This window comes from Bradyrhizobium sp. USDA 4353 (assembly GCF_054063215.1).
The window spans coordinates 6,394,595-6,407,194 of the sequence record NZ_JBSSGB010000001.1; the positions used below are offsets into that span (position 1 = coordinate 6,394,595).

The 12,600-nt window shown below is 66.0% G+C and carries 11 protein-coding genes; 4 read left to right on the forward strand and 7 right to left on the reverse strand.

All coding sequences use genetic code 11. From position 1 onward, the window contains the following. Positions 1-23: 23 nt before the first annotated feature. From ccmI to ACVILH_RS29135, 6 genes are all read right to left on the reverse strand, one after another. Positions 24-1,124: a c-type cytochrome biogenesis protein CcmI gene (gene ccmI / locus ACVILH_RS29110; RefSeq protein ID WP_456715955.1), complete on the reverse strand. Its 1,101-nt coding sequence runs from the start codon at positions 1,122-1,124 to the stop codon at positions 24-26. A 156-nt stretch (positions 1,125-1,280) separates the two neighbouring features. Further along, positions 1,281-1,550, reverse strand: a complete 270-nt coding sequence (locus tag ACVILH_RS29115) for a hypothetical protein (protein WP_456715956.1) — start codon at positions 1,548-1,550, stop codon at positions 1,281-1,283. Between the two features lie 105 nt (positions 1,551-1,655). Then, positions 1,656-3,125 (reverse strand): hypothetical protein, encoded by a 1,470-nt coding sequence (locus tag ACVILH_RS29120; RefSeq protein WP_456715957.1) that lies wholly within the window; start codon positions 3,123-3,125, stop codon positions 1,656-1,658. 111 nt (positions 3,126-3,236) lie between these two features. Beyond that, entirely contained in the window at positions 3,237-4,613 is a 1,377-nt protein-coding gene (locus ACVILH_RS29125; RefSeq protein ID WP_456715958.1) for an ATP-binding protein, read from the reverse strand. Between the two features lie 60 nt (positions 4,614-4,673). Further along, positions 4,674-5,348, reverse strand: a complete 675-nt coding sequence (locus ACVILH_RS29130) for a response regulator transcription factor (protein WP_006614547.1) — start codon at positions 5,346-5,348, stop codon at positions 4,674-4,676. Between the two features lie 269 nt (positions 5,349-5,617). Continuing rightward, entirely contained in the window at positions 5,618-5,770 is a 153-nt protein-coding gene (locus ACVILH_RS29135) for a hypothetical protein (protein ID WP_009027687.1), read from the reverse strand. A gap of 259 nt (positions 5,771-6,029) precedes the next feature. Between ACVILH_RS29135 and ku the strand changes: the two genes are divergently transcribed. The 3 genes from ku (at position 6,030) to ACVILH_RS29150 (ending at position 10,363) form a co-directional block, all read left to right on the forward strand. After that, positions 6,030-7,004 (forward strand): non-homologous end joining protein Ku, encoded by a 975-nt coding sequence (gene ku / locus ACVILH_RS29140; protein ID WP_456715959.1) that lies wholly within the window; start codon positions 6,030-6,032, stop codon positions 7,002-7,004. 437 nt (positions 7,005-7,441) lie between these two features. After that, positions 7,442-8,440 (forward strand): LysR substrate-binding domain-containing protein, encoded by a 999-nt coding sequence (locus ACVILH_RS29145; RefSeq protein WP_456715960.1) that lies wholly within the window; start codon positions 7,442-7,444, stop codon positions 8,438-8,440. Between the two features lie 375 nt (positions 8,441-8,815). Next, the gene (locus tag ACVILH_RS29150) at positions 8,816-10,363 is read left to right on the forward strand and encodes a porin (RefSeq protein ID WP_456715961.1); all 1,548 of its coding nucleotides are present in this window, start codon (positions 8,816-8,818) and stop codon (positions 10,361-10,363) included. Between the two features lie 135 nt (positions 10,364-10,498). Here the strand turns inward: ACVILH_RS29150 and ACVILH_RS29155 are convergent, their stop codons facing one another. Next, entirely contained in the window at positions 10,499-10,663 is a 165-nt protein-coding gene (locus tag ACVILH_RS29155; RefSeq protein WP_035648307.1) for a Flp family type IVb pilin, read from the reverse strand. A gap of 397 nt (positions 10,664-11,060) precedes the next feature. On the opposite strand from ACVILH_RS29155, the gene ACVILH_RS29160 reads away from it, so the two are divergent. Next, positions 11,061-12,584 carry a thymidine phosphorylase family protein gene (locus ACVILH_RS29160; RefSeq protein ID WP_456715962.1) on the forward strand — a complete coding sequence of 508 codons (1,524 nt, stop codon included), beginning with the start codon at positions 11,061-11,063 and terminating at the stop codon, positions 12,582-12,584. Positions 12,585-12,600 lie beyond the last annotated feature (16 nt).

Consider the following 12,600-nt stretch of genomic DNA (forward strand, 5'->3'; position numbering starts at 1 on the left):
GTTCGCGGCGGACGCGCCGCTTCTCATCCATCCAGCCCGAACGTCTTCACGCCCTCGTTGAGCTGGCGCAACCGCTCGGCATCCTTCACGGCCTGCCGCGCATCCGATAACGCTGACTTGGCCTTGTCGAGATCACCCATCACGACATAGGCGCGCACCAGCCGCAGCCAGCCCTCGACGTCGTCGCCATTCTGCTTCAACCGCGTGGCGAGACGATCGACCATGCCGCGGATCATCGCGTCGCGATCGTCGGCGCTCATGTCCTTGGCGGCAGCCATCGCCTCGTTCGGCAGCGCCGGCGCCTCGCCGCCGCCGACGCGGGCCAGCGCCGCCACCACCAGCGGCCGCCATGGCGCGTCCGCCGGGCCCTTGCTCAGCATGCCGCGCCAGATATTGGCGGCATCGTCCTTGCGGCCGTCCTGCTCGGCGGCGAGACCGAGATAATAGTTGGACTTCGGCTCGTCGGCGTCGAGCGCATGGCCGCGCTCGAACTCCGCCTTGGCCTCGGCCGTCACCACGCCGCCCGCGGCAGCCGTGATCACCTCGCCGAGATCGGCGCGCTTGGCGGCGCCGTCGCCGGCATAATTGATCATGTTGCGATAGGCGCGGATCGCGTCCTCGGTGCGGCCGAGCCGCGCCAGCACGGGGGCGAGCACCGTCCAGCCGCGGCCGTCGGTCGGGTTCTTCTGCAGATGCTGCTCGACCTGCGAGACCAGGTTCTCCAGCGGCTGCGCGCCGTCGGCCGGCTTGGCGCGGGCGGTGAGCGGAAAATCCGGCAGTTGCGGCGAGCCGAGCGGCAGATAGACCGCGAGCGCCACGATCGGCACGCCGATCAACGCTAGCACGGCCGCCACCCGGCGCAGACCGACGCTCGGCTTGGCTGATGGCTCGCTCTCCTGGTCGGCGGCGGCGAGCAGGCGGCGGCCGATCTCGACCCTGGCAGCCTCGGCCTCGACCTTGCCGATCAGGCCGGTCTCGACGTCGCGCTCGATCTCGGCCAGTTGGTCCTTGTAGACGACGGCTTCGCGGCCGTCCGAGGCGCTGCGCGCGCCCAGCCCGAGCGGCAGCAGCACGGCGAAAATCGCCGCAGCCGTCATCACGGCGAACACGAACCACAGCGTCATCGGACCCAACGCATCATCGGAGAGAGTTCCAGGCAGCGCCCACCGGCGGACACGCGTTGCGGGAGCTTTTAACCAGCACCGTTCCCGGCGGCAATTCACAATTGCCGCCCTGGTAGCCCAGCCGTCCGCGCCGAAAAACTCAGGAGGATTACGTAATTAGCGGACCTCGAACTCGGCGCTCTTGGCGAGGTAGCTGCCATGGCCGTTGAGCGCGACGAGGAAATAGGTCCCCGGCCGAACCTCCTCGCTCAGCCGGATCCGCAGCGAGCCGGCCGGCACCGGCGAGGCGATGGTGGTGACGGGATCGGGCAGTTGCGTCCCGCTGGTCTTGTCGACCAGCACGACCTTGGCCTTGATCATGAGGTTGCGATAGGTCGCGCTGACGACGCGATTCTCGAGCTCGACGAATTTGATGACGGAAATCATGGTCTTGATGAAAAATATGAAACCGGCGGGAACTTATGCGTCGCCCCAGGAAGGGGTCAACTCAAAATTGCAAACTCGAAAACGCTGGCAGATTAGCAGAAAATCTCAACCGGCGCGCGAGGATTTTCGCTCGCCGCTCATGGCGTTCTCGGCCGCCCGGCTCATCAATTGGGCGTAGTCGTTGCCGAATAGCACGTGGCAAAAGCGGATCGCCGCCGAGACCTGCGACTGCCGATAGGCGCGCGCCCGCGCATCGCCGGAGCGCAGCGACTGCACCAGCGCTTCCGTGGCCTTCTCGACATATTGCTGCAGGTCGGTGTAGGTGCGCAGCGTGACCTCGTTGATCGCGAGCTCGCTGGCATAGTTGCGGCACACCGCGACGAACTCGATCAGCGCCGCCACCTCCTCGACCTCGCCAGCATCGACGCCGGCGCCGGCCGGAATGTCCTTGTCGGCGCGCTGCCGCAGGATGCGGCGGGCGCGGCCCGGCACGCTGTCGATCTCGGATTGCAGCGCGTTGGAGATATCGGCGCGGATCGCCGTGAGCTGCTTGCCCCAGTTCGACTCAGAGCGCAGATCGAGCTCGGTGCGCAGGCCGCGGACACCGTCATGCAGCGTCTTCAGCGTGTCGCCGAGATTGGAGAAATGCCCGCGGCGGATGTCGGCGCGCAGCAACGAGGCGAGGTTCGCAAGATCGTTGAGAGCGATGGTCACGGCGACGCCGAACGGGGTCGCCGCGACGCGGATCTCGTCGTCGGAGGCGGCGATCTTGGTCGCCAGGCGGATGATCTGCCAGGGCGCGGCGAGCCGCTGCATCACCAGCGACAGCGCAAACGGCAGCATCAAGGGCGTCTGCAGCGACGGCACGTTGATGGCTTCGGTGACCGAGGCAATCTGAGAATCGCCGAGCACGCGGATGATGCCGGGCAGCCGGCCGTTGAGGCCGTCGAGCGCCTCGCGGTTCTGCAGCACCAGCCCGATCGGCAGGAGATCCTCGATCACGCTGGGCGCGCCGATGCGGGCGAGCAGGCGCTGGCGGTCGCCGGTGGCATTGGGGCCGACCAGCTTCATCAAGGCTTCGGCGGCCGCGAGCTGCAGCTTGCGGGCGGCCATCTCGACCTCGCGCGAGCTGTCGCTGCCGGCCGACATCGCGGCCTCGAACTCGGCATAACGCTCCGGCGCGCCTTCGCGGCCGAGCCACTGCCAGACGGCGAGCAGCGACGCGCGGCGGATCTGCCCCGGACGGAGAGGACCGGTGGAATCGGTGAGGAATGGTTCGAGCGGCCGGAACAGCCGGCGCGGGCCATCGCCGCTCTGGCGGCGCTCCTCGCGCGCCGGCGGACGCGCGACCTCGACGGCGGGCGGCGGACGAACGGGGTCGGCTGCGGGCAGCGGAGCAGTCGGGGTGGCGGCCGGACGCACCACCTTGCGCAGCTGCTCGAGCACCATGGTGGCCACGGCCACGTCCTGGCCGCGCTCGATGGCGCGCTCGAACTCGCGCATCAAGAGCGACTGCGCGTTTGGCGGCAGCTGCCCGAGATATTCCCTCAACCGTTCGTGAGCTGTCTGACCCATGCGCCGGCGTGCAAATTTCCACGGCGAGAGCGCACATCGCGCACCCCGGCCCCCACCATAGCGACCGCGGTATTAAGAAGACCTTTAGGATGGGCGGATTCCACCGCCCCGTTAAATGCCGGGCAACACCAGCTCCGCCCGCAAGCCCCCGATCGGGGCATCGCCCAGGGTCAGGCGGCCACCATAGAGCGCCGCCAGATCGCTGACGATCGACAGGCCGAGCCCCGACCCCGGCTTGGACTCGTCCAGCCGCTGACCGCGCCGCAACACCTGCGCGCGTTCGACGGCCGACAGGCCGCGGCCGTCGTCGTCGACCACGATCCGCAACATCGGCGTCGCCCCGGCCTGGGCCGGCGGCTGCACCGCGACCTCCACTGACACCCGCGAGGCCGCCCATTTGCAGGCATTGTCGACGAGATTGCCGACCATCTCCTCGAGGTCCTGGCGCTCGCCGCGAAACCGCGCGGCGGGATCGGCGGTCGCCTCCACCGCGATGCTGCGCTCGCGATAGATCTTTTCCATGGTGCGGCGCAGCGCCTCGATCGCCGGCGCCACCTCGGTCACCGTCGACACGATGGTCACGCGGGCGGCGATGCGCGCCCGCTCGAGATGATGGGCGACCTGGTCGCGCATCACGTCCGCCTGCTCCATCACCTTGGCGGCGAACGGGTCGGCCGCATGGGTGGTCGCCTCGTTCACGATCACCGACAGCGGCGTCTTGATGGCATGGGCGAGATTGCCGACATGGGTGCGGGCGCGCTCGACAATCTCGCGGTTGGCATCGATCAGCGCGTTGGTCTCGCGCGCCAGCGGCGCGATCTCCACCGGAAACTCGCCTTCCAGCCGCTCCGCTCGGCCCGAGCGGATATCGGCGATCGATTCGGAGATCCGCTTCAACGGCGCCAGGCCGTAGCGGACCTGGAAGACGGTCGTCAGCAGCAGCACGACGCCAAGCGCCGTGAAGGTGCCGCCGAGGTAATAGTCGAAGCTGCGGGTCTCGTCGAAAATCTCCGAGGCGTCACCGGCGACGCTGACCAGGAATTTGCCGTCGGAGCCGAGATCGACCGGACGCTCGACCATGCGCAGATCCTGATTCTCCGGCCCCTCGACATAGCCGATCCGGATACCGGCCGCAGTTAGATCGATCCCCTGCTCTTCCAGCTTCGGCAGCTTCTTGTCCCACAGCGAGCGCGAGGCCCGCACCTCCGGCTTCTCGGTATCGGTGCGGGTGATCTGCCAATACCAGCCCGACAGCGGCAGCTCGAACAGCGGCTCGCCGAGCGACTGGAATTGGCGGTCCGGCGGATCATCCGGCGTCGCCACCTCGGCGATCAAGGTGCGGAGATAGAGATTGAGCCTGCGGTCAAAGGCGCGCTCGGTCGCATTGCGATAGACCGAGGACAGCACGATGCCGGTGATGGCGAGGATGACCACGAGCCACGCGGTCGCGGACAGGAACAACCGGGTGGCAAGTGAACTCTGGCGCATGATCGCAAATTAGCGAAACGGCCGGCGCCCGGCCACCTCTATGGCGGGCGCCGGTTCGGATCAGGCACCGGCTGCCGGCGGCGGCGTCAAGAGATAGCCGAGGCCGCGAACGGTCTGGATGACGTCGCAGTCGAGCTTCTTCCTGATGCGGCCGACGAACACCTCGATGGTGTTCGAGTCGCGGTCGAAGTCCTGGTCGTAGAGGTGCTCGACCAGCTCGCTGCGCGAGACGACCCGGCCGGAATGATGCATCAGATAGGACAGCAGACGGTATTCGTGTGAGGTCATCTTGACGGGATTGCCCGACACGCTGACCTTACCGGTGCGGGTATCCAGCGTGACCGGGCCGCAGGTCAGCTCGCTCTGGGCGTGGCCGGCGGAGCGGCGCAGCAGTGCGCGGATGCGGGCCAGCACCTCCTCAAGGTGGAAGGGCTTGGCGACGTAGTCGTCGGCGCCGGCGTCGAAGCCTTGCACCTTGTCGCTCCAGCGATCCCGCGCGGTCAGTATCAGGACCGGCATCGCCCGGCCGTTGCGCCGCCACGCTTCCAGCACCGAGATGCCGTCCATCTTGGGCAGGCCGATATCGAGCACGACGGCGTCGTACGGCTCGCTGTCGCCCAGATAGTGCCCCTCCTCCCCATCGAACGCACGGTCCACGACGTAGCCGGCGTCGCTCAGGGCCGTGGTGAGCTGACGGTTGAGATCCGGATCGTCCTCGACAACGAGCAGACGCACGCTTGCCTCCAAAGCTGAACTGCACGATTTCCGCCCTCAAGATGAACCGGAAGGCCGTGAACCGCGCATGAACGGAACCCGACCGAGGGGTTACTTTTTGGTCATCTCGGTCAGGGCCGCCGGCAAGGGCCGACAGAATTGGGGCGGATATAAGCTCTGGGACACCACGATGAAAAGCCCGGCCATGGGGATGGCCGGGCTTGGCTTGCGTGCGAAGCGATCGAAGCCGGCCGCCCGTCACGCGGCCGGTCAACACCTCGATGCCGCTCTCAGGTGTGGAAGAACACGAACCACACGAGGCCGAGGACCAGGAGCGCCAGTCCGGTGGAGATGGCCAGCATGGCCAGGACTGACGGGCCGGGTTCGCCCTGCCGCGCTTCGGTGGGAGTTTCGACGATCTGCGACCCTCGTCTTGTTGCCATGGCGCCCTCAGCTCGCTGCTACGATCTCGAACGCGGTATCGCGTTCTCTCATTTGCTGATTGGCAACGTCGCCCCCCGAACGATGTTCCGGCCCGGCCCCCTGCTGCGACCAGTTAACGCCGCTCTCAGAATCTGCAGGCCAGCTTGTTGAATCCGGGGGCTGCGATGTTATCCTCGCGGCTCTCAGCGACAACTACGTCGCAGCAGCCCGGTCCCGGGGGATTCCGCCCGTCAGTTTGCAGTTGAGTGGAGTTGAGACATGGCCCCGCGCGCCAATTGGAAGGGTTTTCTGCGGCTGTCGCTCGTGACCTGTCCGGTCGCGCTCTATCCGGCGACCTCGGAGTCCGAGAAGGTCTCCTTCAACCAGATCAACCGCAAGACCGGCCATCGCATCAAATACAGCCGGGTCGACGCCGAGACCGGCGAGGAAGTGGCCAATGAGGACATCGTCAAGGGCTACAAGGTCGACACCGACACCTACATCGAGGTCACCAAGGACGAGCTCGAGGACATCGCGCTGGAATCGACCCATACGATCGAAATCGATGAGTTCGTGCCGCGCACCGACATCGACAGCCGCTATCTGATCCGCCCCTACTACCTCGTGCCTGACGGCAAGGTCGGCCATGACGCCTTCGCGGTGATCCGCGAGACCATCCGCAGCATGGACAAGGTCGCGATCGGCCGCGTGGTGCTGACCAATCGCGAGCACATCATTGCGCTGGAGCCGCTCGGCAAGGGACTGATGGGCACGCTGCTGCGCTACCCCTACGAGGTGCGCAATGAGCAGGAATATTTCGACGACATCCAGGACGTGAAGATCACCGGCGACATGCTGGATCTCGCCAAGCACATCGTCGAGAAGAAATCGGCCGACTTCCAGCCGGAGAACTTCGAGGATCACTATGAGGCCGCGCTGGTCGAGCTGATCAACAAGAAGCGCAACGGCGTGACCATCACCGCCAAGGCTGCGCCGAAGTCGAGCGGCAACGTGATCAACCTGATGGATGCCCTGAAGCGCAGCCTCGCGAGCGAGGGCGACAAGGCGCCGGCGGCCTCAGCCCCCGCTCCGAAAGCGAAGCCCAAGAAGGCGAAGAAGCGAGTCGAGGGCCAGCGCGAGATGCTGCTACCGATCAGCGGCAAGAAAGCCAAGGACGAGGCGAAGAAGACCGACGAGCCGAAGAAGGCCGAGAAGCCGGTGCGGACGAGCGCACGCTCGCGCAAGGCGAGCTGACGCGCCGAGACGATCCGTCGCCTCTGCAACAGCGAGCCTCAGTCTCCGAGTTCCCGTGCGGAACTCCACGGAGGGGCATGCCCAAGCTCCAGGCCCCTTCTCCCTGCTATCGCGATCCACCCAGACGACGCCGTCCCCCGCACGCGCCTGCGAGCAGCTACGATTCTCGCAGGGCCGTCCGATCACCTGAGTCAGTCAGCCATTTGCAATCCCAGACGCGGATTTGTGATCACCACGAAACGGCGTCGATGCTTGCGGAATGAGCACGTCCCGCCTAGCTCTGCGGCGCGGGTGAATGATCGGGCGCGTCGAATCGGTGCGTCCGGATGGTGGAACGATCTTGGCGGAGTCGTTTCGGTTGCACCGACGCGGTGTGTCAGGGGGTGTGCATGTTTCAGCGCGATGAGAGACAGGATCAGGCGCGGCACGACTAGGGCATGGCGCGCGTTCAATTGTCCGAGCTCTCGGCGTTCGCGGCGGTCGCGGACACGCTGAGCTTCACCAAGGCTGCCGCTCACATCGGCTGCTCGCTGCCGACGATCAGTCAGACGATCAAGGGTCTCGAGGAGCGGCTGGACGTCAGGCTGTTCAACCGGACGACCCGCAGCGTTGCGCTGACCGAGGCCGGCGAGCGGCTGCTCGCGGAAATCCAGCCCGCTCTCGAGCGCGTGGATCAGGCGATCGAGAGCATCAACGCGTTCCGTGACAAGCCCGTCGGCACGCTCCGGCTGGCGGTGTCGCGCGTGTTCGCCCTCAGAGGGCTTGGGCCGCTGATCACGTCGTTCCTGGCCGAATATCCGTCCATTCAGCTCGAGCTCGCGGTCGACGACACCAACAGCGACATCGTCCGCAACCGCTTCGACGCCGGCATCCGCTCCGGTCAACGGGTCGAGCGCGACATGAAGGTGATTCGCGTGGTCGACGATTGCGATTTCATCGCCGTTGCCTCGCCGAACTATCTCGCGAGCCGTCCGGCGCCATCCCGCCCCGATGAGCTTCAGACCCACAATTGCATCCGCCACCGCTTTCCTGCCGATGACACTTTGCAGCCGTGGATCTTCGACAAAGGCGAGCAGCGGGCCGAGATCGCGGTGGACGGTTCGCTGATCGTCAACGATTTCGATCTGGCCCTGAATGCCGCGCTGGACGGCGTCGGCATCGCCTATCTGGTCGAGCCGATGGTCGATCAGCATCTGGCCGATGGGCGCCTGGTGCGGCTGCTGCCGGACTGGAGCTACGCGACTCCAGGACTGTTTCTGTATCATCCGAGTCGGCGACAGCCGCCGATGCCGCTGCAGGTGTTTCTCGACTTCGTGAAGCGATGGCGAAGCGACAGCACGCGCCAGGCGATGACGCCGATCACGAGATTCGGCGGCAGCGCACTTGTCGTACCAACGTCACATTGCCCCTCGGTTCAGATCGAATCGAGCCAGTGACACCGCGCGCAAGACGACCATTTCCGTGGGCAAGTCAGTGACTTGCCCACCTACGATGATGTGCGCAGCACCGCCCCCGGGATTGTTCGGGATTCCCATCTACCCTATTCACGAATAACGTCATTAACAAATTGCCACCGAGAGGCCAGAAGGGTGGCGTGATCGCGTCGAAGCGCGTGCGAACCAACGGCACGTTAACGACGATCGAGCGGAACCCGAGCAAGCGAGCAACTTTCATCAAATTGAAATGGGCTCGTGCACAATTCGTTCACGCGATCCGAGAGCCGAGCGTATCGGTGTGGGGACTTGAAGTCTGGCGACGCCAGGGGCGACACGCGGGGGGCCGTGTGGGCGCCGATCAACCGGAGATACAGAATGAAGACGATGAGGGGCCTGCTTCTCGGGACGGGAGCAGTGATTTTGTCAGCCGCGGCGGCTCAGGCCGCTGACCTTCCGATCAAGGCCAAGGCCGTCGAATATGTGAAGGTGTGCTCGCTCTACGGCACGGGCTTCTACTACATTCCCGGCACCGACACCTGCATCAAGCTGGGTGGCTATGTGCGCGCGGAAACCGCGCTGTGGACCAACAGCAATTATGGCGGCGCCTATTCCGCCCAGGCCGGCGCGGACAACCGCCTCAGCAACCGGCTTCAGACCCGCGCACGCCAGGACCTGAACATCGACACGCGCACCGCGACCGAGTATGGCGTGGTCCGCACCTATTTCGACGCGGTGTTGACCTGGACGTCGGGCACCTATGCCGGCGTCGGCAACGGCGGCACCCAGTATAACACCGGCTCTGCCAGCACGACCGCGCTGACCTCCGTCAACGGTCTCAGCAATGACGGCATCTCGGGCGGCTCGCTCGGCGTCTACTATGCCTTCATTCAGTTCGCCGGCTTCACCATGGGCAAGGCGGTGTCGACCTTCGACGCGCCCTGGACCAACTATCCCGGCAACAATTTCGACGGCCTGGTCGGCGGCAGCGGCTCCAACAACGGCGTCAACCAGTTCACCTACACGGCCGATTTCGGCCAGGGCATCACGGCGGCGATCTCCGTCGAGGACCAGAGCCAGTTCTTCACCAGCAACATCTGGAACACGTCCGGCATCACCGCGTCCGGCGTGCTGGGCGGCGCCTATGGCACGAACAGCATCGGCGGCAACGTGGCGCCCGACATCATCGGCATGGTGCGCGTCGATCAGGCCTGGGGCCTGTTCCAGGCGTCGTTCGCTGCGCATGACAACCACGCCGGCTACTACGCGCCGGGCGTCGAGACCGCCGGTCATCCGTCGGACAAATGGGGCTGGGCCGGTCAGCTGTCGCTGTCGATCAAGAACATCCCGACCGGTCCGGGCGACGTCCTGAACCTGCAGGCCGTCTATACCGACGGCGCGAGCCGCTACAACTTCCAGAGCCTCGCCAACACGTCCTACTCGATGTATGGCAGCACCGGCGTCGCCGGCGCCTACCAGAGCATCGGCTTCGCCGGCGTGGCCGACGCCGTGTTCGGCAACGGCACGGGCCTGTCGACCGTGCAGACCTGGGGCATGCGCGGCGCCTTCACCCATAATTGGGATCCGCACTGGAACACCGCGCTGTACGGCGCCTATGCCCAGGTTCGCTACGGCCAGACCGGCTCGGATTTGATCTGCACCCGCATCGCCGCGACCGGTTTGCTCACGGCGGGCTCGACCTGCAACCCCGACTTCAACCTGTCGCAGATCGGCCTGATCACGCGCTGGGTGCCGGTCAAGAACCTGACCTTCTCGGCCGACGTGACCTACAGCCATCTCGACCAGAAGTTCTCGGGAACGGCGAACGCTCCGACCATCGCGAGCACCGCGAAGCCGGCCGCGATCTACCAGCTCAAGGACCAGGACACCGTGAGCATGCTGCTGCGCGCCCAGCGTAACTTCTGACGCTGGACGACCGAACCTCCGAACAGGCCACGAGCTTCCGGCGATGCCCCGCCGGAAGCTCGTGCTTCAAACGGCCAGGAGTTCGGATCGCATAGGAGATACGAGCAGGCGCGCGCGTTTCGGCAGCGAGGTCGATTACTTGATCGAGCTGTTGATCGACGTGAACTTGCTGCTGAGGCCGGATCCCAGCCCGTTGACGGCGGCCAGGATCACGATGCTCAGGCCGCCGGCAATGATGGCGTATTCGATCGACGTCGCGCCGGCCTGATCTTTGAGAAAGCTCGCAATCAACTGCCGCATCTACCACTCCGGTCGGGCTCGATCATCTGATGCGCCGGAAGGGCGCGCCAAGGCCGGGACGGACGCCCCGGAGAAACCCTGCGTCATCGACTTGAACAATGGGTTAACCCGACCTGGGAGCCACGGCGTCCGGATATCATGGCGCGAAGCCAAGGCGAGCACGCGTCTGCGTTGTCGCGGCACGTTCAAAGACATCACAAGCGGCTGACGTCATTGCATTTTGTTGGCGGCTCGTCGCCCCCCGGCGGTCGACCGGACCGCTTCGCTGCATCCGAAATCTCAACCGATACATTTAGAAAAAATTCGGCCTGTCCGGCAGATGCGATCTGAAGATCTGATGGCATGATCTGGGTCAACGGTCATGGAGCCGGCCGGCATAAGGTTGATCCTGACCGCCATGACCGCATCAGATACCGCCCGCCCCCAGCTCAAGATCCGCAGCGTCGCGCTCGATACCGGCCGCGAGAACGTCGTCGTGATCTCGCGGCGCTCGCGCGCGCTGCGTCCCGAAGTGTTCAGCGGCTTTTCCCGCGTCGAGCTGCGCTGCAATTCACGCACCCTGCTCGCCACCCTGCTGATCACCGATGACGACGCCCTGGTCGGGCCCGACGAGATCGGCCTGTCGGAGCCGGCGCTGCGGCGCTTCGCCGAGCCGGCCGGCACGCTGGCCACGGTGTCGCCGGCCACCCCGCCCGAAAGCCTCGAGTTCGTCCGCGCCAAGATCCGCGGCGAGACCTTGAGCGACCAGGCGATCGCGGCCGTGATCGATGACCTCGCCCATTACCGCTACTCCGACATGGAGATTGCCGCCTTCCTGATCGGCTCGGCGAGCTTCATGAGCTCCGGCGAGCTGCTGGCGCTGACGCGCGCGATGGCCAATGCGGGGACCCAGCTGAAATGGCCTGAGCCCGTGGTCGTCGACAAGCATTGCATCGGCGGCATTCCCGGTAACCGCACCTCGATGGTGGTGGTGCCGATCGTCGCCGCGCACGGCCTGACGATCCCGAAGACGTCGTCGCGCGCGATCACTTCGCCGGCCGGCACCGCCGACACGATGGAGGTGCTGGCGCGGGTCAATGTCGGCGCCGAGGAGATGAAGTCGATCGTCGCGGCCTGCAATGGCTGCGTGATCTGGGGCGGGCACGTCAACCTGTCGCCGGCCGACGACATCCTGATCTCGGTCGAGCGGCCGCTCAGCCTCGACACCAGCGAGCAGATGGTGGCCTCGATCCTCTCCAAGAAGCTCGCCGCCGGCTCGACGCATCTGCTGCTCGACCTGCCGGTCGGGCCGACCGCCAAGCTCACCAGCGGCGTGGAAGCGATGCGGCTGCGAAAGCTGTTCGAGTTCGTCGGCGACCGCTTCGGCCTCGAGGTCGAGGTGATCACGACCGACGGCCGGCAGCCGATCGGCAACGGCATCGGGCCCGTGCTGGAAGCGCGCGACGTGATGGCGGTGCTCGGCAATGAGCCCGATGCGCCGGCCGATCTGCGCGAGAAGTCGCTGCGGCTCGCCGCGCATCTGCTCGAATATGATCCGAAGCTGCGCGGCGGCGCCGGCTATGCACGCGCGCGCGAGCTGCTCGACAGCGGCGCGGCGCTGAAGCAGATGCTGAAGATCATCGACGCCCAGGGCCCACCGACGAGCCGCAGCGAGCTCGGCGATCTCGCTTTCGACGTCAGGGCTGAGCACGACGGGATCGTGTCCGCGATCGACTGCCTGCGACTCAATCGTCTCGCCCGCACCGCCGGCGCGCCGGTCAACAAGGGCGCCGGCATCCGGCTGTTCAAGAAGATCGGCGATCGCGTCGAGCAAGGTGAGCCGCTCTACCGCGTGTTCACCTGCGATCCCTCCGAGCATGATCTGGCCGCAGCGGCCGCCGGCGCCAACCACGGCTACGCGCTCGCGGACGGACGGCCGTGACGCGCCGCTGTCGCAG